Annotated in this window: 15 protein-coding genes; 8 read left to right on the plus strand and 7 right to left on the minus strand. The window is 55.4% G+C overall.

Annotated features, from left to right (window positions below):
* Window positions 1-14: 14 nt before the first annotated feature.
* Window positions 15-1586 carry a bifunctional phosphoribosylaminoimidazolecarboxamide formyltransferase/IMP cyclohydrolase gene (purH, locus tag SH678x_RS20875; protein WP_496920395.1) on the minus strand — a complete coding sequence of 524 codons (1572 nt, stop codon included), beginning with the start codon at window positions 1584-1586 and terminating at the stop codon, window positions 15-17.
* 565 nt (window positions 1587-2151) lie between these two features.
* Here purH and SH678x_RS20880 point away from each other — a divergent pair.
* The 3 genes from SH678x_RS20880 (at window position 2152) to SH678x_RS20890 (ending at window position 6374) form a co-directional block, all read left to right on the plus strand.
* Complete coding sequence (locus SH678x_RS20880) at window positions 2152-3843, plus strand: S41 family peptidase (protein WP_496920396.1); 1692 nt, start codon at window positions 2152-2154, stop codon at window positions 3841-3843.
* Between the two features lie 123 nt (window positions 3844-3966).
* Window positions 3967-4551 (plus strand): hypothetical protein, encoded by a 585-nt coding sequence (locus SH678x_RS20885; protein WP_496920397.1) that lies wholly within the window; start codon window positions 3967-3969, stop codon window positions 4549-4551.
* Window positions 4552-4835: 284 nt separating this feature from the next.
* Entirely contained in the window at window positions 4836-6374 is a 1539-nt protein-coding gene (locus SH678x_RS20890; RefSeq protein WP_496920398.1) for a tetratricopeptide repeat protein, read from the plus strand.
* Between the two features lie 99 nt (window positions 6375-6473).
* Here the strand turns inward: SH678x_RS20890 and SH678x_RS20895 are convergent, their stop codons facing one another.
* A complete protein-coding gene (locus tag SH678x_RS20895; protein ID WP_496920399.1) occupies window positions 6474-7121 on the minus strand; it encodes a hypothetical protein in 648 nt (215 codons plus the stop codon).
* Window positions 7122-7501: 380 nt separating this feature from the next.
* Here SH678x_RS20895 and SH678x_RS20900 point away from each other — a divergent pair, with 380 nt between their 5' ends.
* A complete protein-coding gene (locus tag SH678x_RS20900; RefSeq protein ID WP_496920400.1) occupies window positions 7502-12337 on the plus strand; it encodes an NIDO-like domain-containing protein in 4836 nt (1611 codons plus the stop codon).
* A gap of 43 nt (window positions 12338-12380) precedes the next feature.
* Here the strand turns inward: SH678x_RS20900 and SH678x_RS20905 are convergent, their stop codons facing one another.
* From SH678x_RS20905 to SH678x_RS20915, 3 genes are all read right to left on the minus strand, one after another.
* Window positions 12381-13406, minus strand: a complete 1026-nt coding sequence (locus SH678x_RS20905; RefSeq protein ID WP_496920401.1) for a fatty acid desaturase family protein — start codon at window positions 13404-13406, stop codon at window positions 12381-12383.
* 129 nt (window positions 13407-13535) lie between these two features.
* Window positions 13536-14456 (minus strand): alpha/beta fold hydrolase, encoded by a 921-nt coding sequence (locus SH678x_RS20910; protein ID WP_496920402.1) that lies wholly within the window; start codon window positions 14454-14456, stop codon window positions 13536-13538.
* A 6-nt stretch (window positions 14457-14462) separates the two neighbouring features.
* Complete coding sequence (locus tag SH678x_RS20915) at window positions 14463-16580, minus strand: AMP-binding protein (RefSeq protein WP_496920403.1); 2118 nt, start codon at window positions 16578-16580, stop codon at window positions 14463-14465.
* Between the two features lie 520 nt (window positions 16581-17100).
* On the opposite strand from SH678x_RS20915, the gene SH678x_RS20920 reads away from it, so the two are divergent.
* From SH678x_RS20920 to sdhB, 3 genes are all read left to right on the plus strand, one after another.
* Window positions 17101-17940 (plus strand): succinate dehydrogenase cytochrome b558 subunit, encoded by an 840-nt coding sequence (locus tag SH678x_RS20920; RefSeq protein WP_496920404.1) that lies wholly within the window; start codon window positions 17101-17103, stop codon window positions 17938-17940.
* Between the two features lie 180 nt (window positions 17941-18120).
* Window positions 18121-20133, plus strand: a complete 2013-nt coding sequence (gene sdhA, locus SH678x_RS20925; protein ID WP_496920405.1) for a succinate dehydrogenase flavoprotein subunit — start codon at window positions 18121-18123, stop codon at window positions 20131-20133.
* 65 nt (window positions 20134-20198) lie between these two features.
* Window positions 20199-21044 carry a succinate dehydrogenase iron-sulfur subunit gene (sdhB, locus tag SH678x_RS20930; RefSeq protein WP_496920406.1) on the plus strand — a complete coding sequence of 282 codons (846 nt, stop codon included), beginning with the start codon at window positions 20199-20201 and terminating at the stop codon, window positions 21042-21044.
* A gap of 74 nt (window positions 21045-21118) precedes the next feature.
* On the opposite strand, the gene SH678x_RS20935 is transcribed toward sdhB, so the two are convergent.
* Both SH678x_RS20935 and SH678x_RS20940 read right to left on the minus strand, forming a co-directional pair.
* Window positions 21119-22402 carry a YbaY family lipoprotein gene (locus SH678x_RS20935; protein WP_496920407.1) on the minus strand — a complete coding sequence of 428 codons (1284 nt, stop codon included), beginning with the start codon at window positions 22400-22402 and terminating at the stop codon, window positions 21119-21121.
* A gap of 84 nt (window positions 22403-22486) precedes the next feature.
* On the minus strand, window positions 22487-23485 hold the full coding sequence (locus SH678x_RS20940; protein ID WP_496920408.1) for a PstS family phosphate ABC transporter substrate-binding protein: 999 nt from the start codon (window positions 23483-23485) through the stop codon (window positions 22487-22489).
* Window positions 23486-23717: 232 nt separating this feature from the next.
* On the opposite strand from SH678x_RS20940, the gene SH678x_RS20945 reads away from it, so the two are divergent.
* Window positions 23718-24647: a DUF1559 family PulG-like putative transporter gene (locus SH678x_RS20945; protein WP_496920409.1), complete on the plus strand. Its 930-nt coding sequence runs from the start codon at window positions 23718-23720 to the stop codon at window positions 24645-24647.
* Window positions 24648-24650: the final 3 nt, after the last annotated feature.

A 24650-nucleotide genomic window follows, 5' to 3' on the forward strand; every position in this document is an offset into this window, starting at 1 on the left:
GTGCAGCAGTGTAGTTAATGTCGGAAATGACGGGTGCCGGTGAGGATCATCGGTAGGCCGTGCGCGTTGCAGGCGGCGATGACTTCGGGATCGCGTTTTGATCCGCCCGGCTGGATGATGGCCGTGATGCCTGCCGCAGCGGCTTGCTGAATCGAATCTTCAAACGGAAAGAATGCGTCGGAGGCCAACACGCAGCCCCTCGTCGAATCGCCCCCCTTGCGAATGGCGATTTCGACGGCATCGACGCGGCTCATTTGGCCCGCCCCCACGCCGACGATTCCTTGATTCTTCGCGACCACGATGGCGTTCGACTTCACATGCCGGCAGACGGCCCAGGCGAATTCCAAATCGGCTTGCAGTTCGGGCGAAAGTTTTTTGACAGTCACCACTTTCCAAGTTTTCACATCGTCGGCCAGATCGTCGGCGGTTTGGGCGAGCATTCCGCCATCAATCTGGCGGTACACCGTGATACCCTGGCCCGGCAGAAATTTGCCGGTTTTGATTAACCGCACATTGGCGTGCCACTTGGGCTTGGTGGTGAGCACGACCAAGGCATCCGCATCAAAATCGGGGGCCACAATGGCTTCGACAAAGCGGCCCGGCTCGGCCAAGTATTCGGCCATGGCAAGATCCACCGGTACATTCACGCCGATGACGGAACCAAACGCGCTCAAGGGATCACCGTCCCAGGCCTTGGCAACCGCTTCGCCCAACGTGACTGCCGTCGCGGCTCCGCACGGATTGTTGTGCTTGAGAATCGCAACGCCAGGCACGGGCAGCGACTTGGCAATCGCGAGTGCTGCATCGAGATCGAGTAGATTGTTGTAGGAAAGCTCTTTGCCGTTAATCTGCTCGGCGTTCACCAATCTATGCGGATCGGTGTTAGGAAACGCATACAGAGCCGCTGACTGATGGGGATTCTCACCGTAGCGAAGTGTGTCGCGGCGTTCGAGCGAAAGCAGCACGCGCGGTGGATAGGATTCGTCAGTCGCAGTATTGATTTTGGCAAAGTAAGCGGCGATCGCCGTGTCGTAAGTGGCAGTACGCGCGAAGGCCGCACCGGCGAGTCGGCGGCGAGTTTCCAAGCTGGTACAACCGTTCGCTTTGAACTCGGTGAGAATCGTTTCGTATTGGGATGCATCCGTGGCAAGCGTGACGAAGGCGTGATTCTTAGCCGAAGAACGGACCATCGACGGCCCACCGATATCAATTTGCTCGATCGCTTCTGGGATAGTCACACCCGCGCGGGCGATCGTTTGCTCGAACGGATAGAGATTCACCACCACAAGTTCAAACGTCAGAATGCCATGCTCGGCGAGCGATGCCAGATCACTGGGATTGTCATGTCGACAGAGCAACCCGCCGTGTACTTTGGGATGCAGCGTCTTCACGCGGCCATCCATCATCTCAGGAAAGCCGGTGTAGTCGGCGACGTCGCGGACTTTGAATCTCGCTTCTTCGAGATGCTTGCGCGTGCCGCCTGTGCTGAAGATCTCAACGCCACCTGTAACGAGTTCGCGCACGAATTCGATGAGGCCGGTTTTGTCGCTGACACTGATGAGAGCACGTTTGATCGGAGGGTTCATAGAAAGAATTTCGGAGTGCGGAATTTGGATTGCGGAATCGTGGCGGGAGCGGTCATGGGCTAGCCACGATAGCACTTCTGGGGACGGCTTTCAACGAAGCGAAATTTTGCTTTTGAACCGGCTGAACCGCCGCCGCGTAGAAGTGTCCAGTTGTGGCCGGAGTTAGGAAGAACCGGCATTTTTGGCAGGATGCTCTTTTCCGTCGCGTTCAGCAGATTGGGAGTTTTCGGTCGCACAAGCGGTACAAACGGTTGATCCCTTAAGTTGCGATCAACCGCGCAGTCCGCCCCCACAGTTTCAATCGGATGCCTTAGGGTAATTCCGCAAGGGCTGTGACGGTCGCGCGATCAGGGACTGTCAGAAGTGTGAAGAAACTGCATAGCAAGTTTTTTGACGAGCACCTAAGCGTGACCTATATTCACGTATGCGGCAGATTCTGACCCAGTCTGCTGCCGGTGCGCACTTACCCGGCTGGTCCCTCAAGGCGAGGGTAAGTCACCAACCGCTTGGCGATTGCCCCACACCCTGCGGACGCGACCTCCCCACAATAGACAACGAGCATCTCATGCAGATTCGGGTCCATCTCGAACGAACTCTTCAAACTTTTCGCGGGCAGCGGCTCGCAGCACGACGCGGCAATTCGCTGCTCGTGACGGCCACCTTGTTCAGCTTGATCTTCGGCGGTAATGTCTCCGCTCAAGTCTCGCGCAACGAACCGGTCACTAGCACGCAAGCCCACTCCAGCACCGCAATCAATACCGTGCTTGATAAAGGCCGGCAATTGGAAACCACGAACCGCTGGGGCGAAGCGCTAAGCCACTACGAAGAAGCCTTGCGGGAATACCGCGGCAACGAAACCATCGAACAACGTCACGACCTCGCCAAGTTGCATTACAGCGTGGAGCGTCGTTACCACGATCGCAGCTTCCTGGAATCGATCACCGCGCTCGACCGCAATCAAGCGCTGTCGCTTTATACGGAGTTGCTGCAAAAGACCAATACTCATTATGTTGCCGAACCACCGTGGCGGAAATTGGGCACGCGGGGCGCGGCAGCCATTGATTTGGCCCTGAACGACAAAAATTTCATCACCGCCAATCGCCTGCAACTGTCGAGCAATCAGCTCTCTCAGGTTCGTAAAGAAGTCTATCAGTTGCTCGGGCAGCGAAATTTGCAAACCTCACGAGATTTGGTGACCTTCGCCAACGATACCGCGCGGCTTGTTGAAACTCGCACGGGTGTGCCAGCCACGGCTACGATTCTCGAATTCATCACCGCCGCCGCCGAAGGCCTCGACGATTACTCGTCGTTTCTCACGGCCGATCAACTGCGTGAAGTGTATTCACAGATCGAAGGCAACTTTGTCGGTTTGGGTGTCGAGCTCAAAGCCGAGAACGGCGCTTTGTTGATCGTGCACGTCATTCCCGGCAGCCCCGCAGAACGAGCTGGCATCTTGGCTCAAGATCGTATCGTGGCGGTTGATGGCAAGAGCACCACGGAACTTTCGACCGACGAAGCTGCTTCGATGCTCACCGGTTCCGAAGGGAGCTATGTGCGGGTGACGGTTTATTCGCCCAACACCGAACCTCGCGTGCTGAACATTCGTCGCGAACACGTTGACGTGCCGAGCTTGGAAAATCCAAAAATCGTCGATGCGGATTTCGGTATAGCTTATATCCGCATTCCTGCTTTCCAAAAGACCACGGCTCGTGATTTGGAAACCGCCTTGTGGGATTTGCATCGCCAGGGGATGCGGTCGCTAGTCTTGGACCTGCGTGGCAACCCGGGTGGCTTGCTGACCGCTTCGGTGGAAGTAGCCGACAAGTTTTTGACCGAAGGCAATATCGTGTCGACCCGTGGTCGTAGCCCCCAAGAAGACTTTAATTACCAAGCCCACTACGGTGGCACTTGGCGGGTCCCGCTGGTGGTGTTGATTGATGGCGACAGTGCCAGTGCCAGCGAAATCTTCGCCGGTGCGATCAAGGACAACAATCGCGGCACGATCGTCGGCACAACCTCGTTCGGCAAAGGCTCGGTGCAGGGCATCTTCCCGCTTGGTTTTGCCGGGGCTGGTATTCGCTTGACCACGGCCAAATTCTACTCGCCCAGCGGCATGCCGATCAGCCACCGGGGTGTGGAACCGCACGAACAGGTGCAAGTGGTGGCCAAACCGGTCAATGGGACGGTCGATTCTGCCAGCGATTTGGTGCTGCAAGCCGGGATTCAGGCCGCTCGGAGCCGCTTGGCTTCGCGGTAGTGGTTGACGATCTCCCGCCGGTGGCAAATACTGGCTGTTTCCCCAGTACTCGTGGACGGCCGTAGTAAGTTTCTTTTTGGCCGTATTTCGCGCGTCCTTTCCGCTCCGATTGGTAGTTAAGTCATGCCGTACAAAAAAGAAGAAGACGACGACCTGTTCGACGACGACGATTTCGAATTCGTCGATGACGACGACGATGATGAGGATGATGAGGATGACGACGAAGACGAGGACGACGAAGAAGAAGACGAAGACGAAGACGAAGAGGATTCTGAACTCGACGAAGTCGAGGAAGAGGAAGAAGCTCCGCCAGCCAAACCCAAGCGTGGCGCTCGTAAGGCTCCCGCTAGAACCGAAAAAGCTGAAAAGGCGGCTCCCAAAGCTCGCGCTAAGGCCGCTCCCAAACCTCGTGGCAAAGCCGCTGCGGAAAAGCCCGCTCCTCCTGCTGCTGAGCCTGAGGACGAGGAAGAGGACGAAGTCGCTGAGGTGGTCGCCGACGAACCCGAAGTCGCACCAGAGCCAGCCGGCCCCCCTGCGGATCACGTGGTTCATATCTATGAATTCCGCAAGTTCAAGCGAACGATTGCCCGGGATTTCACCAGCGAAGACGCCGACAAGTTTGCGGTGGAGTACAACCGCACGTCATCGAATCACAGCCGCTGGGCCGTGTCAGGCAATAAAACCGACCAACCCACGCCGAAAATCTGACGCTTTGTTGGCCTGTCTGCAGGCTGTGGCCTAAAATTCGGTGTTAGCCGTTCAAGTGTTATGCACGCGCCAAATCGCATGGCTGCGGCAATCGCACCCGTCGTGCGCGGATTTCACCTGCCAAATCGACCCCGCTGGCCGTTTCGAGCGTAAGAGAAGTGGTACGATAAGGAGGATCGCTTTGGCCCAAGATTTTGGCCAAGCATCGGGCACAATCCGCGCCCGCTGATCTATTCTTGACTATCGAACACCAACTCGTCTCCATGAATTAAGGTAGAGACCACATGAGTGCATCGCCACGAATATTAAACTTCGCTCTGGGCTTGCTTTTGCTGGGTGCCATGAGCGTGCCTGTCCAGGCTCAAGCGACACGTGATCCCAACGCGACGGCAGCCTACGAGCAAGGCCTGAAGTTCATGGAGGAAAAGAAGTGGGATGATGCGATCGCGGCCTTTGCCAAGGCAACTGAGATCGATCAAACATTTGCCGAGGCTTACGTCGGCCGCGCGGATGCTCTGCGTGAACTCGAGGATTTCACGTCGGCCCTGCAAGTCTATCGGCAAGCCGAAAATCTCAATCAAAAGCTACCAGGCTTGTACTTGGGTCGTGGCATTGCCTATCGGGAAGTGGGCGACATCAACATGGCCATGAGCGATTTCGACAACGCGATGGAATTGGATCGCAGCAATCCTGAGATCATGGCCAACTTAGGTGACTTGCTTGTGAACAACGTACAAAACCCGACGCGCGCATTACAGGTCTTGAATAAAGCCATCGAGCTTGACCCTAATAACGCGAAAGCTTATCGCAACCGCGCGTTGGCTCACACTCAGATGCGTCATTTTGACGAAGCGGAAGCAGATTTGGCAAAGTCGGTCGAGTTGAAGAACGACGATTTTGAAACCTACTCGGTGCAAGCCACAATTTATCAATATCAAGATAAGCCCGAGAAGTTACCCAATGCTATTGAGGCGCTCTCCAAAGCGATTGAGAACTATAAGAATCGTGAGAAGCAGGACAGTGCTGATCCGAAGATTTACGTCCAAGGCTATCTGCAACGCGCCAATGCCTATATGAAATTGGCCAGCGATCCGAAAACTCCCACCGAGAAGCAAGAAGAGTTTTATAAAAACGCCATCCAAGATGCCGACGCAGTACTCGCGGAAATGCCCGAGCAATATCCTATCTCAGGTAACGCTCTGTATACCAAAGGCGTCGCCGAACGGATGCAAGGTCACTATGGCGAAGCTATTAAAGCTTTAACTGACGCGATTCAGCAACTTCCACCTGGTGAATCTGGCTCGTATGCATCCGAGGCTTATCGCAAGCGCGGAATTTGCTGGCATCTGCAGGGTGAGAATCGGCTGGCTCGTGGCGATTTCCAACAAGCCGCAGCGATTGACTACACCGATCCTTTGCCACACATGTGGACCGGTTTCACATTCGTGGAAGAGGGGGATTATCGTTCCGCCATCGACGCTTACGGCGAAGCGATTGCTAAAAACCCGAATTTCCCACTGCCTTATATCAATCGTGGTTTAGCTTACTTGCAGCTGGGCGAATACAACCGCGCGGCCGACAATTTCAATGAAGCGATTCGCGTCGAGCCAAGCAACCCTGACAGTCACGTCAAGCGCGGCCTGACCTACCTCATGCTTGAAGACTACCAAAAGGCCCTCAATGCGTTTGATATGGCCCTGCAATATGACGAAGACAACCTGGAAGCCTTGGAAGGAACCGTTGAAGCCTTGCGTCAACTGGGTCGTAGTTCTACGGCGGAAACCTATCAGAAACGAATCGACGATGTGAAAGTCAAAAAATAACTGAACTGGCTTTTCATTTGATGATCTTTGAGCCGGCGGATGCGGAAGCATTCGCCGGCTTTTTTGTTGAGATCTCACCGCCCACTGAAGTGGGCTCGCCTACGCGGCTTTAACTGAGACGAGCTCCGCGAACAGCGCGTCGAGGCAGCGGGTGCTCTTGCCCCAATCGAAAAGCTGACCTTTGATTTCGGTCTTGGCTTCCACGCGACTCCCTCCCGGGGCACGGGCAACCGTGATGATCAAATCCCCTTCAAGGGCAAATAAGTCCGATGGCAAAGCGGCCACAAGAATGCAGCCGTCAGTGAGTTGGTGCGCGCCGCGGACATTTCGGCCAGCACGGGCGAGCGAACATAAGAGCCCAACCAAAATTCGACCGACGGGCTGGGAAATGAACTCATTGCGCGATTTGCCAGTCTGAATTCCAAGCTTGGCGTAGGTGGATTGCGCAAAATGGGCAATACTGGTCATCGGCGGTGAAATGGGTAATCCGGCCATTTTGCCGAGCGCTTTACCCGACATTTCAAGAAAATCCTCGCCAGTCATAACCTTCTTAGATTGGCTTGCTGCGCGCGAGATCAAATCGCGTACAGCTGGAATACCTAACAGTGTTTCGTATTCGATGATGTTGGACCAATCCGTGTGCAGCGTGATGATTTCGGACGAAGATGCCGCAATGCGTTGGAGTTTGGTTCCGCACGCCGAGCAAAATTTTCCCGCGGCCTGGGCACCGCATTCGGAGCAAAACATGGCGAAGTCCCTCAAGATACACAGCAACAGACTGATGTCGTGGGAAGTTACTTAAACTGTTTATCGTCAATCAGTTGCGGATGGCATGACTTGGACGTTCGTGCTAGCGGGCGCTAAATTGAGGGGAGAAAACTAGGACCTGTCGCGGGAGAACTTCGAATCACTCGCTTTTTTCGGCGCAAACTCGGATTTTTTACTGGTGTAAGTCTCTTAGGATAAAAATATTGCATTACCCGGGCAGGACAACTAGATTGATGGAGATTAACCGTTCCATTTTGGCGGAGTTTCACGACTCTTAAGCCTGAAAACCAAGATAGTTTTCACTCTTCCACGATGTCTCGACGGCTGATCAAACGTCCCAGGCCTAGATGGGTTTGGTCGTGAGACTCGTTTCGTTCGGCAACAACCGCCCGATTCTGGAGATTGCCCACGTGAAGATGCACCGCAAGAAATCGCAGCGGGTGAGTCCTTTTGGCAAAATGGGAAGACCCATTCACACGCGATTGAATCCGATAGCCCATGGGCGTCCCCTCTGGCTGGAGCATTTGGAAGCTCGCAATTTGATGGCGTACGATCCGCTACAACTTCAATCTGACATGGATGTTATGGTTGGCGAGGCGGTGTATCGATCGAGTGAATTTGCTCCGATACTCATTTCCGATCCTGCCTACGAAAACGATTCGGTGCCAACTCCGGCTGGAGCCGGTCTGCTCGACGCCCCGCCGTTTCCACTCTCCGACACGTTCGCACTGCACAGCAGACCGGGAGCGACCAAGGTTATTTACCTCGATTTCAACGGGCATACGACGTCCAATACGTTTTGGAATGAGGCCTTTACCAACGGAAATTCTTTTACCTCACCTGCCTATTCAATTGACGGCAGCAGCTCGTTCTCCGACGTCGAGCGAGAGCGTATTCAACGAATCTGGCAGCGGGTAGTCGAGGACTTCTTGCCGTTTGACGTTGATATCACTACTGAGGACCCCGGCGTGGAAGCCTTACGGCGGACAGGCCCCACGGATACTCAATGGGGCGTTCGCGTCGTCATCGGCGGAAGCTCGTCAGATTGGTACACCGGTGGGGCAGGGGGTGTTGCCTATCTTGATTCATTCAATTGGAGCACCGATACGCCTTGCTTTGCATTCAATGAGAATCTGAATAACGGCGAAGAAAAAGCCACAGCAGAGTGCATCTCGCATGAAATCGGTCATACCCTAGGACTTCGGCATGATGGGACAAGCACACTGGGTTACTATGCGGGTCACGGCAATGGTGCGACCGGCTGGGCTCCCATCATGGGGGTTGGATATTACGAAGAATTGGTGCAATGGAGCAAAGGCGAATATCCCGGCGCCAATATGCGGGAAGATGATTTGCAAATCATCACCACGCAAAATGGTTTTGGCTATCGTGTAGACGACCACGGAAATACTCGTACAAGCGCGACAGAATTTGAAGTTATCGCAGGCGTGATCAATGATGAAGGCATTATCGAGCGAAACACGGACCTTGATTATTTCAGTTTCACAACGATTGGTGGCCAGTTCGATCTCGACATCACGCCGTTCTATCTCAGTCCCAATCTTGATATTCTAGCGACGCTTTACGACGCGGGTGGAACGGTGGTCGCCACCAGCAACCCAACTAATGCTCTCAACGCCGAATTCAACATGACCTTGGGCGCGGGAACTTATTACGTGTCAATTGACGGCACGGGTAAGCCCGCGTCGGGTCAGGATTTTGGCTATTCTGATTACGGCAGCCTGGGTTATTTCAGTATCACGGGCACGATACCATTTTTGACCGAACCGGAAATTAACGTGCGTGGCAATGGCGTGAGCATTGTCGACGGTGACACAACTCCCGCGAGTGCTGACCACACGAACTTTGGCAGCACCAGTATTGACGACGCCACGACGTTGCGGAAGTTTACAATACAAAACATAGGCGGCGCGGATGTCAATCTGACTGGTGATCCTGTCGTGCAAATCATGGGAGCCAATGCCGGTGATTTTACCGTGACGCTCGTACCCCCACAGAGCACGCTGACTCCGGGTCAGTCGGTCACGTTCGAAGTGACGTTTGATCCGAGTGCCGTCGGCCTGCGTACGGCGATCATCAGCATTGCGAATTCCGACGAGGATGAAAATCCTTATGAATTTGCGATTCAAGGCCGCGGAGTGATCAATGTTTTCAACAATCCGGAAAACATTGCTATTCCCGAAAGCGGACTAGCCGATCCCTTTCCATCGACATTGGAAGTCTCAGGACTGTTTGGCACAATTACCGACGTCAATGTATCGATCTTTGGATTCACTCACTCGTTCACCAACGACGTTGACATTTTGTTGGTAGGTCCTGGCGGGCAGAAGGTGTTATTGCTTTCCGATATCGGCGGCGGATACGACGTTGAAGATTTGACTCTTCATTTCGACGATTCGGCAGGGACAGGATTGCCATTTGCCACGCAACTGACCTCAGGTACCTATAGACCCACAAACGTGGAGTTTGACGAATTCCCTGCCCCGACTCCCGTGGGGCCCTATGGCTCAAGCTTGGGAGGTTTTAATGGTACCGATGCCAATGGAACATGGAAGCTCTTTGTCTATGACGACAACGGCCAGGATTTTGGCGAGATCACCAGCGGTTGGCGACTGACGATCTTTACGACCGATGACGAGATCGACTACGGCGATGCCCCGTCTCAATACCCCACAACAATTGCCAACAACGGCGCCGCGCACAATGCGACGGGACCTAAGCTGGGAAACCTCCGCGATGCCGAAACCAACGGAAAGCCGTCGTTAACAGGTGAAGGAGACGACAGCTTTGGCTCGGCGGATGATGAAGACGGCGTGGTGTTTAAGTCGGGACTGGTCGCGGGAGAAAACGCAGAGGTCGAAGTCACCGTTTCCGAAACCGGCCGGCTAAGCGCGTGGATCGACTTCAACGGCGATGGTGACTGGACTGATCTGGGCGAGCAAGTCTTTACTGATTTAATTGTCGAGAGTGGCGTGAATTTGCTTACGTTTCCAGTCAGTTTCACCCCGATCGACGTTACCTACGCACGGTTCCGCATCAGCTCACTCGGCGGGCTTTCTTACAACGGATTGGCTCCAGATGGCGAAGTCGAAGACTACGCCTTGGGCGCCGTGTCGGGAACCAAGTGGCATGACTCCGATGAAGATGGCCAATGGGATGAAGATGAACATGGGGTTGCGGGCTGGACGATTTTCGCAGACTTGGATGAGGACGGCGTTCGTGATGATGCCGAGCCGTTTGGCATCACCGATGAAGCCGGGTTGTACACCATCGCTGGATTGGGCACCGGCACGTACGTGTTGGTCGAAGTCGTGCAGACGGGTTGGATACAAACGGACGCACCGGCCGTGGTAACGATTGCCGCTGGGGAGCACGTCACGGGCGCGAATTTTGGCAACTACGCCCTACCCAATACGATTGCGGGCCAAGAATGGCACGACCGCAACGGTGACCGCATCAAGGACCCAGACGAACCCGGACTGTCGGGCTGGACGGTGTTTCTCGACCATAATGGCAATGGCACACTCGAAGAGGGCGTTCAAACCCTGTCGGCCGAAGACGTGCCAAAAACCATTCTCGATGGTTCAACGGTGATCTCGCAGATTAATGTCCCTGATTTGAGTATGATTACCGACGTTAACCTGACGCTTAACGTGTCGCACACCTATGTGGGGGATTTGGTTGCTTATTTGATCAGTCCCGCAGGGACACGCACCAAACTTTTTACCAGTGTTGGAGACAATGGCAACGGTTTCCAAAATACCGTCTTTGATGACGAAGCCCTGATGTCGATTTCAAATGGGGCGGCACCGTTTGTGGGAAGTTTCCGTCCTGAAGAATTGCTATCTGCTTACGATGGTGAAGATCCGCGTGGCACATGGACGCTTCGCATTACCGACATCACGGGTCAAGATGCGGGGGCGCTCGAAAGTTGGTCGCTGACCATTACCAGTAGCGAACCTCACACAATTACTGATTCGCTGGGAAACTACAAATTCGAGAATCTTACTCCCGGCGAATACAATGTCGCTCAGTTAATTAAAACCGATTGGTTACAAACTTATCCCTCGGAAATCGGCACGAGCTATTCGGCTAGTTCGGTGGCCTATGAATTTGAAGATATCGCAGCCACGGGCAACATCGCTTTCAATGAAGATCTCGACGATGAAAGTTACGCACTGACGGCTGGAATGCTGAGTGGTTTCGAATTTAGCTTTTTTGGAGTTGAATATGATTCTTTGTTCTTCAATTCCAATGGACTTATCACTTTTGGCAGCGGAACTACCGCTTATACGAACGAAGATCTGACCGACTCACCCGATCAAGCAGCCATTGCCGTTTTCTGGGATGACTTGATCGTGTCGCTCACCGATTCTCTAAATTCTTCGGTGCTGTGGGAAGTGCGCGGTGCTGGGGATGACCAGCGATTGATCATTCAATGGGAAGAAATGGGATTTTATGCTCAAGAAGGATCCGGCACGGTCACCTTACAAGCCATCCTGTCGGAAGGTGACGGTTCGATCCAGTTTAATTATCTTGACCTTGAGGCAGTCGCATTTGGCAACGAAGGGGAAAGCGCGACCGTCGGGATTAAGGACGAAGGGTTCCAAGCAGATCCCCTGGTGTTGAGCTACAATGATGGGCCGAATGAATTCGTGGCGACCGGCAAGAGCATTGTCATTGCGCCCGGAAGTGGCGCACCAGGGGCACATCTCATCACGCTAGAAGCCGGCGATCAACTGACGGGGCTCGATTTTGGCAATCGCTATATGGGAACCGCGCAAGGTTTGGGAGACTTTGATCTTGATGGAATGATAAGTGGCCGTGACTTCTTGTTCTGGCAACGCAATCCGGGGATCGGTGACCTTTCGGCTTGGCAGCTTGGTTATGGCCTGACTTTAGCATCACCTCCGGCGATTATTGCTCAAGCGAAAGTAAGTACACTTGTTGCTCCTAAGGAAGACGCAGGTGAAAGTTCGGATCTCGTACTAAGCCTTAATTCAGATCAGGAAGAGCTTGATATAGAAACACCCTTCGTCGAAGAAGAATATGCCGAGGAGGTTGATGCTGCGTTTGCTGAACTGGCCAGCGTGCCGTTGCAGCGGAGTGAGGGGTTTGGCGAGTTGGTTGTGCGACGTTGCGTGGCAAAACGTTTTGATGCGGGGAGCATCTAAGATTATACGTCCTGGATGCATCGCCCGCTGAAGCGGACTCGCCTTAGGCGTGGGTGGGGTGGGCGTTGATCACTTCTTCGGTGACGTCGGCTACGAAGTCGTCGACTTGCTCGGATTGGCCCGGCCATTCGGCACCAACGTTGACCCCCACGCCGGGCTCCTTGAAGAACCAATAGAGCATATCGCGTGTTGCGCTGAAGTAAGTTGGGTAGAGCGGCAACGGATTGGTGGCCTGCTCGGCGGCGTATTTCTTGGTGAGCTCTTCCAATTGGTCGTGCGACGCGCGCGGATGGCGATGATGCGGGCCGTGGACGAAGATATCGAAGTTCAGGAACGTGCAAAACTTAGTGATGACGTTATCGGCAATCACGGTTCGCGTGCCATGCAAAGGGTCGTAGCTTTTCATGCCGAGATGTTCGGTCAACTTGCGGCCATTTTGAAAGAAGCCCGCGAGCATGTAGGGGATGACCCACACGAGCGCGAACGTCGTCCAGCGGTCGTAGTAAGCGACGATGCCCAGCACGATTGCCCAGAAGCAGGCCATGCCCATATATTCGCCACGAATCGTGCGGCGCTGCTCGGGTTTGAGCGGCGAATCCTTGTGAAAGTAAATCCGGCCATAAACAATCGGTGCGGTCAGCACGCCCAAAAAGAGATCGCACCAAGCGAAAATCTTGCGAAACCAGCGCGGGGCACTGGGATCGGAATAAGGCCAGAGTTCCCAGTCGTTGGGTTTGTTTAGGTAAGCGTGGTGGCGAATGTGGGTTTCTCGGTAGGACGTGTAAGGAACAAACATCAGCCAGCCCAGCACCTCGCCCAAGAGAACGCTCAGTCGCTGCGAGCTAAAGAGCGTTTGGTGGGCTGTCTCATGAAAACAGCTTGTCCAGCAGAACATGAAGTAGCTGGTCACGAGAATCCAAAACACGCGCACAGCCCAATGATCGGTCGGCCACGGGTAAGCGACCATCACCATCGAAAAAATCTGCGCGGGGAAAAACAGAAAGCGAAGCGCCGTCTTGCGGTTGGCGATGGCTTCTTTTTCTGCGTCGGAAAACTGGGTGAGACTCATAACGGCACCACCAGAATGGAGGTGAGAGTTGGGAATTTAATACCGATTCACGCGGAGTGAAATAGCGGCAACTTGTGTTCCGCAATTCTATCGCCAAAACTGCTCGATGGGCGACTCCAATTATTTCGATTAGAGTCTCACCCGACCAGACTGTGTGTCGGTCATCACGTTGCGACGGGCATGATCGAGCGGCACGGAGGGGGCCGTCGGCTCGAAACCGACCATACCGCAGAAGTTTCGCTCGACCCGGTCGATGAAATCGGTGGGATTTTCTTCAAACGCAAAATGCTGGGCTTTGGAGACCACGTCCTTTTCGCAGTTCGGTAACAGCTCGATAAGCTTGAGGCACATCGGCAAAAACGGCGAGAATTCACCGTGCAGACAAACGCACGGCGTCGTGATGTCGGGGATGCTGTCGATGGTAAGACCAGCCTGATCGGCGACATCCTTGCCACAACTGGTGCCCGCTAAACGGACAAGCCGATTGAGTGTCGCTTCGCCTGCGCGTTCGATGAACATCTTCTTTTTGCGCGGCGAGAGATTGGCGGCTTGCTGGAGCATGTCGTGCAAATTCCAGAGATTGCCGGCGATAGCCATTCCGGCAGTCGCGGCGTTCTTCTTATAAGCACGGAAGCCGAGCCACCGTTTGGGATTCGCCTGCAAATGATGGAGGGCGGGAATAAACGGATCGGAGAGCACTGCCCCCTGAACGAGATGCGGGTAATCCTGAGCCGCGTGCAAAGCAACCGATGCACCGAAGCTGTGGCCCATGACAAGAGCTGGCTTGAGATTCAGCTCACTGTGCAAAGCGGCGAAGTCGGCGGCCATGTCCGCGCTAGTGTAATGCTCAGCGGGCGTATCGCTGTAGCCGTGGCCGCGCATGTCGTAGGCCGTGACGCGAAACTGCTTGCCGAGCTTGGTCATCAAACCGCTGAGCATCCAGACTGCGAGGTTGCCCGTCACGCCATGGATCAACACGGCATCAGGCGCGCCGACCGGCCCGCACTGTTGATAGTGAAATTTCAAATTGCCGAGTTGGATGTGGGGCATGTCGTTCTAAGCGTGAGGAGCGTGGTCGGTTTCGAGTTGCAGACGGATGAAATTGGCAAACTGGCTGATGGAGACGTCGCGTTGATCGAGACGGCCCAACTCGGCCATGAAATCTGCAAACGGAAACTGGCGTTGATAATGCCGTTCGACAAGCTCGTTGAGCATCACCAAATCGATCGATTCGATGGCGAGATCGGCGAAGAGCTGTGAATTCTCGGTCACGGCTACGGAAGCGGAGTACTCTTTCAATTCGCGAATGATGCCGACGACCACGTCGACGATACTCCGCTGCATGGCCGCATGGCCGTTGAGCAGCGGCTCGATCACAAGCGGGCTCTTCGCAAGCGGCGTGACTTGAACCGCGGGTTCAGTAATGGAATCTTCGGTCCATTGGCCGACGATTTCGAGTTCGCCGCGAAGGTACAAATCTTTGCAGCCTCGGCGTTGGAGTTTGCCGCTACTCGTGCGGGGGATTTCACTTCCTTTGACGAGCACAATCGCGTGCGGGCCAAGTTCGTGCTCTTGAGCCAACACAGCTCGCACGGCGGAGAACAATTCTTGCTGATTGAGCTTTTGGGCACGCATCACGCCGCACACGACAACCACACGCTCTTCGCCGGCGACATCGACGCCGAACGAAACGACGTGATCGCGACGCAGCGCAGGGTGGGCCCCTTCGACGGTGCGCTCGATGTCTTGGGGATAGTGATTACGGCCGCGGACGATAATCAAATCCTTGATACGGCCAGTGATAAACAGCTCGCCGTTATCAAGAAAGCCCATGTCGCCCGTGCGGAGGAAAGTGCCTTTCTCGCCGGGGAGGGCCGCTTGGAATGTTTCGGCGGTGGCCGACGGACTATTCCAATATCCTTGGGCAATGCCGGGGCCGCGGACCCAAATCTCGCCAATCTGATCGGGGGCACTGCGGGTGAGCGTCGCGGGATCGACAATCGCAATTTCTTGACGGTCGACGCTGATTCCGCAACCCACGATCGCGCGGCCTTGGCCATCGGCAACAGGCACGACGTGATTGTCGGCAAGTTCGTGCGAATCAAACGAGCGGATAATCGGCTCGGCGGCTTTGTCGCCACCGCTGACGATGAGCGTAGCTTCGGCCAAGCCGTAGCAGGGATAAAACGTTTCGTAACGAAAGCCGACAGAGGCAAATCGCTCGGCAAACCGTCGCATCGTGTCGGGGCGAACGGGCTCAGCACCATTGCAAGCCAGCGTCCACGAGCTGAGATCGAGTTCGGCCATTTCTTCGTCAGAGATCTTCTGCACGCAGAGATCGTAGGCGAAGCTGGGACCGCTTGTGGCGTAGGCTTTGTACTTGGTAATCGCCTTGAGCCAACGCACGGGGCGTTTCACGAACGACAGGGGCGACATCAGCACGGTGCGGCGACCACTTTGGAGCACTTGCAAGACCAAGCCAATCAATCCCATGTCGTGGTACATGGGAAGCCAGGACACGGCCACGGCATTGGGTTCGTCGAATTTCTTGATGTGCTCGAAGTTGAACATCAAGTTGGAGTGGGTCAGCATCACGCCGCGGGGACGACCGGTCGAGCCGGACGTGTACTGCAAGAGTGCCAGCGTTTCAGGACCGATTTCGGGACGGCGGTAATCTTCGCTGTCTTCAGCGGCAATTTCGTCGGTGACGACAACATGCCCAGCTTGTTCTAAGTAAGAACCAAAACGGTTCGCTTCGTTGCTGCTCGTGAGCACGATGTCGGCTTGCGAGTCTTGCAAGATCGCCCGCAACCGCGCGCCGGTGCGGCGAATTCGCATTGGATCGGGAGGATAAACCGGCACGGCCACGATTCCCGCGTAGAAGCAGCCCACGAGCGCGACGATGTATTCCAAGCTCGATTCGTACACCAAGGCGGCACGATCCCCTTGGTGAGCCAGTTGCTGCAGCCGGGCAGCGACCGCTTTGGCTCGCATTTCCAACTCGCGAAAGGTGATGTTGATTTCTTCGTCTTCACCTTCGGGAAGGAACGTATAGGCAACGTCGGTGGGAATGGTGGCCGACAGTTCTTCGAGACTGTGGATCAAACTCGGGTGGGTCCCCGCCGGAGTTTCGAAGGCCAGTTTTCTGCGCGAGCTGTGAAGTTCTTGGTGCATATTCTCTTTATCAACGAGCGGAATCAGTATGGGAACTGGAAGCCGGCCAGTGTTGTGATGGAAATCACAAGTGCTAGTGGATGTGTGGGCAAGACAAGCAGTTCGTCTTGCGCATATTCGTTCGTGCAAATCGCGGACCTGACCGGCGTGGAGGGTCGAGGCGAGACCCCTATTCTACACAATTTCCCGCAGAACAGAACGGGCCCGAAACCGCGAAATAGGAGCATTTTGCTGGAACCCGGCGGCTTGGTTCCGGTCGTAGGTTTTGAGAAATCTCTAGCGGCTGTTTATGAGTATCGCAAATTGCGGGATCAAAGTGAGGACAAATTCTCATGGCAGGAACGTGCTGTTTGGTGAATGCAGGCATGTGATGCTGTTGAGCTTTGTCATTCAATGCAGGGGGCGGGCTTGTGAGTCCCGAGGTGAACTTTATACTGGGATTTTCGGGCGGGTTGCGGTGACTTGTCCGTTCTGAAACCAGCCTGTTCGCGCAAAGACTGCGTTTGTAAAGGAATGCCGCGTGGAAAGTCCGCCAGCATCGTTTTTGGCCCGCCACGATTTTCTCATCCGCCGATTGCACTCGCTCTCGGGTTTGATACCGGTGGGTGGCTACATGATCGTACACTTGCTGGTGAATGCCAGCGTGTTGGAGAGCCCCAATACGTTTCAAAAGAACGTCTACCAAATTCACAGTTTGGGGGCACTTTTGCCGGTCGTGGAGTGGACATTTATTTTCATTCCGATCCTCTTCCACGCAATTGTCGGCGTGGCAATCGTTGCGGGGGGGATGCCCAACACGGGGAATTATCCTTACGCCGCGAATCGGCGGTACACGCTCCAGCGCATCACCGGCATGATTGCGTTTGTGTTTATTGGCGTCCATGTGTTTCACATGCACGGCTGGTTCCATAACAGCTTTTGGGTCGACCGCATTGTGCATCCCTTGGGGGGCGCACAATTTCGCGCTTACAACGCCGTTTCGTCGGCCGGGGAAGCACTGCAAAACGGCGTATGGGTGACGGTGTATTTGATCGGCATCCTCGCGTGCGTCTACCACTTGGCCAACGGTATTTGGACGATGGGCATCACGTGGGGCGTGTGGGTCAGCGAAGCAGCCCAACGCCGCGCTCTCAGGATTTGCACCGTGTTTGGCGTGCTGCTGGCGATTGTCGGCGTGGGCGCCTTATTCGGTATGCGGCAATACGGCACGGGCGAGAAGTTGATCGAAGCTGAACAAGTTGAAGATCAAATGTACGAGGCCAAGGTCAAGGCTGGCGAACTCGAGCCCAACGAACACAAACGGGCTCAAGAAGAAGAAAAACCAAGTGAAGAAGTCGCCGCAGCGGCGGGTAAAGAATAAGAATTTTCACGCAGAGGCAACATTGTTATCCCGAGGGGAGTTCCACGACCCGAGGGATCTGGTTTCAACACTCACTCGTACAGACAACGCATTAGAGTTGAAGCCAGATTCCTCAGTCGCTAAGGCTCCTTCGGAATGACAATATTCTCAGCGTGAAAAAGTTTTAACGAAAGTATTCGGATGGGAAAACAACGTGTTGTCGTCGTCGGTGGTGGGCTGGCTGGTCTGGCGGCCACGATGAAATTGGCCGAATTGGGGATCGCCGTCGATTGCATGAGCCTCACCCCGGTGAAGCGCTCACACAGCGTTTGCGCGCAGGGTGGCATCAACAGCGTCAACGAACTCACCCGGCAACAAGGTGATAACGAATGGCTGCACTTGGACGACACCGTTTACGGTGGAGATTTTCTGCAGCACCAGCCGCCCGTGAAGGAAATGGCTTACTGGGCCCCCAAAATCATCGACCTGATGGATCGACTAGGCGTGCCGTTCAATCGCACACCGGAAGGCTTCCGCGATCAACGTCGCTTTGGCGGTACGTTGTTCAAGCGCACCTCGTTCGCAGGTGCCACAACGGGCCAACAGTTGCTCTACGCCCTCGACGAACAAGTACGGCGTTGGCATGCGGCCGGTGCCGTTGAAATGTACGAAGGCTGGGATTTCCTCGGCCCCGTGATTGACGACGATGGCCGTTGCCGCGGGGCTATCGCACAGAACGTGGTATCGATGGAGATTCGCGCGTTCCCGGCGGATGCGGTCGTGATTGCGACGGGTGGTTGCGGCTTGATTTACGGGCGCAGCACGATGTCGATGGCCTGCACGGGAAGTGCGGTGAGCCGCGCCGTGCAAGCGGGTGCCAAATATGCCAACGGCGAGTTCATTCAAGTGCACCCCACGGCGATTCCTGGTGCCGACAAATTGCGATTGATGAGCGAATCGGCGCGCGGCGAAGGTGGCCGCGTGTGGGTGCCGCGCAAGCCGCATGACCAGCGTGATCCGAAATCGATTCCCGAATCCGAGCGTTATTACTTCCTCGAAGAGCGTTATCCGAAGTACGGCAATCTCGTCCCTCGCGATATCGCCACGCGAGAGATATTCGACGTTTGCGTGAACGACGGCCTGAGCGTCGATAAAGATCAGCAATGCGTGTATTTGGATCTGACGCATATTCCACGGGCGGAACTCGATCGCAAGCTGGGCGGTATTCTGCACATCTACGAAAAGTTCCAGGGTGTCGATCCGCGTGAAGTGCCGATGAAAATTTTCCCGGCGGTTCACTATTCGATGGGGGGCTTGTGGGCCGACTACGAGCGCGCCGAAGACGGCGGCCTGAAGCCCGGCTCGCCACGGAATCATCAGACTCACGTTCCCGGGATGTATGCGATCGGCGAATGCGATTACCAATATCACGGCGGCAACCGCTTGGGGGCCAACTCGCTGCTTTCTTGCATCTTCACAGGCTTGTTCCTCGCTCCCGGCATTGAAAACATGTTCAAGTCGCTCAAGAGTTCGGCGAGCGATGAGAAGTTTTCGAGCTTGCTGCGAGGCGCTCGCGCACTCAAGCAAGTCGAGCACGACAATCTGCTCAAACGCACCGGCGGTCGCGAAAATCCTTACGTGATTCACCAAGAGTTAGGCGACGTAATGACCAAGGCGGCCACAGTGGTGCGTCGCAATGAGCAGCTCACGGCCGCGATTGATAAGGTCAACGAACTCACCGAGCGAATCGAGAATTGCTCGCTGTCGGACACGGGCAATTGGACAAACCAAAATGTCCTGTTCACCAAGTCGGTGCGAGATATGTTCCCCATCGCCAAGGCGATCCTCAAGGGGGCATTGGCTCGCGACGAATGCCGCGGAGCTCACTATAAGCCCGCGTTTGAATTGGGTGGCATCGACGCGACCGATCCAGGCGAGAAACGCCGGCAAGCGGAAGAGTGGTGCGACAAATTTGAAGAAAAGAATCGCAAATGGCTCAAGACGACCGTGGCGACGTTCGACACCAAGGGTGAACCGACACTCAGCTTCGAGGACGTGGATACATCGCTGATTCCGCCGCGGCCCAGACTTTACGGCTTGGTGGGCGCGGAAATGATTGAAGAAGTGTGGAAGGAACGCCAAGTGAAAAAGGACGCCGCGGGAGAAGCCGCCAAGACTAGCGCCACACCCGTTAAGGTCGGCGCAGGGGTTTAATAGGCGCGGTGCAAACACCGCGGCTAAATTAGAATAAGTACATGTGAATCATCGGAAACACTGCAATGAGTGCTCATAACGGCAGCAAACCTTCCTCCTTCGAAGTCCGCGTGATGCGCCAGGACGGCCCTGGCGAACCCAGCTATTGGGAACGCCATCGCGTAACCTACGAACCGAATCTCAACGTCATCAGCGTGCTGCAAAAGATCGCCGCGTTGGCCACGACTTCCGAAGGCAAAAACACGACCCCCGTGGCGTGGGATTGCAATTGCCTCGAAGAAGTTTGTGGAGCCTGCACGATGGTCATCAACGGCAAGGCACGGCAGTCGTGCTCGGCGCTGGTCGACCGTTTGCTAGAAGAGAATCCCACGGGATTTGAATTGCGGCCGATGGCCAAGTTCCCCGTGATGCGCGATCTGGTCGTGGATCGGAGCCGCATGTTCCGCACGCTCGAACGGATCAAGGGTTGGATTCCGGTCGATGGCTACGGCGACCGCGGCGCCGGTCCGAAGGAATCGCAAGCCAGCCAGGAAATGCGCTATCCCATTTCGGAATGCATGACCTGCGGCTGCTGTTTGGATGCGTGCCCGCAGTACGGCAAAATCGAAGTCACGAAGCATTTTGACGAGACCGATGCCGAGTTCGAAGCTCGCAAGAACGCCGCTTACGACGAAGGCTTTGTTGGCGCTAACGCGGTTGCGCAGGCGATGCTGTTCAATGCCCACCCCACGGGCGAAATGAGCGCCAACGAACGACTTGATGCACTCAAGGCCCCCGGCGGTTTGCAAGTTTGCGGCAACGCCCAAAACTGCGTGGCCGTTTGCCCGAAGAACATTCCGCTCACGCGAGAAATCGCCCGCGCGGGTCGGCAACTTACGTGGTATATGTTCAAACGGTGGTTTGACCGGTAAGCCGACTATAGCCGTACTACTAGGCGATCCCTATTCCCGAAGAGCGTGGCTCTCCGGCTAAATAGAAATCAGTTTTACAGCCGTCCCGGTTGGCGGGCTTGGGCTGTGGCGGCGGTGGCCAAGAATTCCTTGGCGACTTCAGGACGCATGCGGTTGTAATACGTGAGCCGGTTCATCCACTGCGTGACTTCCTGCTGCGACGGCTGGCGGTTGGTGACCAGTTGGAACATCCGGCGGATGTACTCCGCGTCGTCGGCGTTCGATTGATAATAGAACTCCGGCGTGCTCAAGATTTGCAACTGAGCATCGGCCAAGGTGCCGCCGCGGTCGAGATGGGCTTCCCACACGTACAACTCCTGGGCCCGTGGTTCGCGGCCTAAGTACTGGCGGAACCACTGCGAAATCTGTGCGAGTTGCTCTTGGCGGTTGCTGACTGTGCCCGCCGGCATGCTGCTGGTCGATTCCACCACGAGTTGGACATTGGAGGTCGGGCGATTGCCAAGTACGGGCACGTCGGTCCGCATGCTGTAAATCTCCCGACCCTGGGACGTGATGCTCGCGTGCAAGACGTAGCTGCGGCGATTGTCGATTTGCGTGGGGTCGTAATCGAGCGAAAATTGAACCGGCACCGAGCGAATGCCGGTCACGGTTTGGCGGGCAATCGTGACGGGGCGAATGTCGCTACGCACGATCTCACGTAGTTCGACCGTCGCCACGGCATCACGCGGCAAAGCCGAACGGTCGCGGTAAGTGATCGTGCCAGTGATCGCTTCGTTGCGACCATCGAGTTGAATCGGCAAGTTCATCAACCGGCCGTTGCGATTGTCTTGCACGAGAACACGAACCCAGCCCTTGGTGTCGGCATGGCGTTCGATTTCCTGACCGATGTCGAAGACCACGCCGTTGACGTAGCCCACCTGATAGCCATGAACGGCAAGGATGCGGTCGTTGACCTCAAGGCCCGCGCGTTCGGCGGCAGAGCCACGCACGACTTCTTTCACCACGACGCCGGTGTCGGTGTCTTCGGGGAAAATACCGAGCCGCCACTGCTGAGCGGTCTGATTGTATGGGGTCGGCGAGAAGTTTGGATCGAGCTGCGTCGACAAACGGGGATCGAACGACTGCCGCGTGGGATCGCTCCACGTCGGTTGTGTCGAAGTGCGATTGCGGTCGGTGCTCGGATCGGGCAATGATGTGCCGTAGCCATAGGCTGGGTCGTTGAACGTCGAGTTGGCCCAATTGGGCGCGCTGCTCGTTTGGCTCGATGCGCGGCTGGAATCAACAGCGAGGGCGAAATCGGCGGTCCAGGAAAACAAAGCGAAGCAACTTGCCAAACCGACGAGTTGTGGAAGCTTCATGGAAGGTTTCTCGAATGAGTTTTTGAATTTGATATGTATGTACTGTTGGACCGCTGGCTGCCGCCTGCGGCTAGGACAATTTGTTTAGCGTGAGAGACCGAGACCGATGGCGTCGAGGGCCACGCGGGCTGGGCGGGCAGGGATCGCTTGATATCCGGCTTTGATTACGTCCTCTTGGCCCATTTGGCTGAACACGTATTTGATAAACTCGCGCTCTACGGGACTGAGTTCTTGCTTGGGATCGTGCTTCACGACCAACTGCAAACGCCGCACGAGCGGATAAAGGCCTTGATCGGCTTCGGGCGAATCGATCGCGACAAACGGTTGGCCTTCAAACAACGCCAGCGGCACGGCTTTCACATCGGGGGTGGCATACGACAGTCCGCCAAAGCCAATAGCCCCTTCGTCCTTGGCCACGGCTTCGACAATTTCGATATTCGATTTGTGAGGCACGATGTCCTCGCGCATCTTGCCGTCGAGCATCACGGCTTCTTGCAAAAAGACTTGCGAACCCGTGTCGAAGGTGCGGCCGTGAACTTTCACCGGCAGCTTGGCCCATTTATCCTTGAGGCCCAACTGACCCCAAGTACGGCAAGGTTCCGTTGCGCCACGCTTGCATTCCGTGCCGAACATCGCATCGAGTTGTGTGATGGTCAGGCCTGCGATGGGGTTGTTTTTATTGACATAAATGGCTGTGCGCTCAAGGCAGGGAGTCAACACGGTTGGAGGATAGCCGAGTTTGTCTTGAAAGGCTTTGACTTCCGCTTCTGAAATCGTGCGGCTTAACAGGCCAATGTTTGTTTCGCCAGCCTGCACGGCATCAACTGCGTCGCGCGAGCCGTTGACGTCGACTGTGATCTTTACGTCGGGATAGAACGACGTGAAGCCGTTGATCCAGACCGATGCCACGTGCGACATCGTGTTCGATCCCCCCAGTTTTAATTCCCCGGAGAGCTTTTCGACTGGACGATAGAAGGGGAGGTTGGGATCCAGCAGCGGCACTTCGGTGGTTGTGGCGGCGGATGTGGTGCCGCACCAGGCCATCAGCAAAGAAAACATCAGTGAGATCGCGGAAATGCGCATGAACTGCCTCCTCGAAGATCAAAGTCGAACGTGATTGTGGCCGCGAGTTTAGTGCGATTCGGGGAAATGAGTAAAGACGAGAATCCCCTTGCTAGCGAACAGGTGAGGCCATTACGACACAGGCGACTTTTGCGGGAAAGCAAACGAAGTCTGCAAACACAGTGGTTTGGCGGAGTTTCCCGCGGACTTATGATTGATAGCAGCGACCTCTCTTCCTTATCTCTTCCGTGCCATGAATACTCGCAAGGCTTTTACGCTCGTCGAATTGCTCGTGGTCATCGCCATCATTGGGGTGTTGATCGGGCTACTGCTCCCCGCTGTGCAAAGTGCGCGAGAAGCGGCTCGCCGTGCGCAATGTGCGAACAACATGCGGCAATGGTCGTTGGCGATGCATCTCTATCACGATGCCCAGCGGCAGCTTCCCCTGGGCGCCCGCAGCAGCCCCCGGCAGACTTGGGTCATGCATCTGTGGAGCTATATCGAAGAAAGCACGCTCGCGATGCGGAACAATTTTTCGCTCGACTTTCTCGTTCCTCCCGCCACGATTCCGTACACACTCAATGGACTCACGGGTCAGTCTGTGCCGCTGTACTACTGCCCCAGCGACGACATGGGCGCTGACCAAACTATCGGCGAGTTCCAACGCCGACGCGGGAATTACGTGGTGAACTGGGGAAACGTGTCTCATCTGTTTCCGCTGGAGATTGAAGGCAACGCGCCGTTCTCCTACATCAACGGCAATTCACACGATCCGCGCAAAACAACATTTGGCGACATGACCGACGGCTCGTCGAACACACTGATGATGTCGGAAGTCATCAAGGCCTGGAGCAATGAAGACAACGATTGGCGGGGGGATATTCAAAACAGCCAGGGGGTGTTTCGGTTTCATACACGAATGCTACCCAATTCCACCGAACCGGATGCCATCAAGACTCCGTGGTATCGGCAAACAGACGATCCCATGATGCCGGTCACGGCGGCCAGCGGTTTGAACCCCGAAAAGAACGCCGCGCGGAGCCGCCATCCCGGCGGAGTAAACACTGCGATGTGTGACGGTTCGATTCATTTCATCGACGATAATATTGAACTGCAAACGTGGAAAGAGATGGGGAGCATGAACGGCGGGATGAACGAAGTGTTCAGCAAGTGGAGTTTGTAGCAC

The sequence above is a fragment of the Bythopirellula superficialaquae genome (genome assembly GCF_059632245.1).

Bases quoted from the DNA above. Each gene is read 5' to 3' on its own strand.
- SH678x_RS20880 (WP_496920396.1), top strand. From the start codon at position 2,152: ATGCAGATTCGGGTCCATCTCGAACGAACTCTTCAAACTTTTCGCGGG.
- SH678x_RS20935 (WP_496920407.1), bottom strand. From the start codon at position 22,402: ATGAAGCTTCCACAACTCGTCGGTTTGGCAAGTTGCTTCGCTTTGTTT.
- SH678x_RS20905 (WP_496920401.1), bottom strand. From the start codon at position 13,406: ATGAGTCTCACCCAGTTTTCCGACGCAGAAAAAGAAGCCATCGCCAAC.
- SH678x_RS20940 (WP_496920408.1), bottom strand. From the start codon at position 23,485: ATGCGCATTTCCGCGATCTCACTGATGTTTTCTTTGCTGATGGCCTGG.
- sdhB (WP_496920406.1), top strand. From the start codon at position 20,199: ATGAGTGCTCATAACGGCAGCAAACCTTCCTCCTTCGAAGTCCGCGTG.
- SH678x_RS20885 (WP_496920397.1), top strand. From the start codon at position 3,967: ATGCCGTACAAAAAAGAAGAAGACGACGACCTGTTCGACGACGACGAT.
- SH678x_RS20910 (WP_496920402.1), bottom strand. From the start codon at position 14,456: ATGCCCCACATCCAACTCGGCAATTTGAAATTTCACTATCAACAGTGC.
- SH678x_RS20890 (WP_496920398.1), top strand. From the start codon at position 4,836: ATGAGTGCATCGCCACGAATATTAAACTTCGCTCTGGGCTTGCTTTTG.
- sdhA (WP_496920405.1), top strand. From the start codon at position 18,121: ATGGGAAAACAACGTGTTGTCGTCGTCGGTGGTGGGCTGGCTGGTCTG.
- SH678x_RS20915 (WP_496920403.1), bottom strand. From the start codon at position 16,580: ATGCACCAAGAACTTCACAGCTCGCGCAGAAAACTGGCCTTCGAAACT.
- SH678x_RS20895 (WP_496920399.1), bottom strand. From the start codon at position 7,121: ATGTTTTGCTCCGAATGCGGTGCCCAGGCCGCGGGAAAATTTTGCTCG.
- SH678x_RS20945 (WP_496920409.1), top strand. From the start codon at position 23,718: ATGAATACTCGCAAGGCTTTTACGCTCGTCGAATTGCTCGTGGTCATC.
- purH (WP_496920395.1), bottom strand. From the start codon at position 1,586: ATGAACCCTCCGATCAAACGTGCTCTCATCAGTGTCAGCGACAAAACC.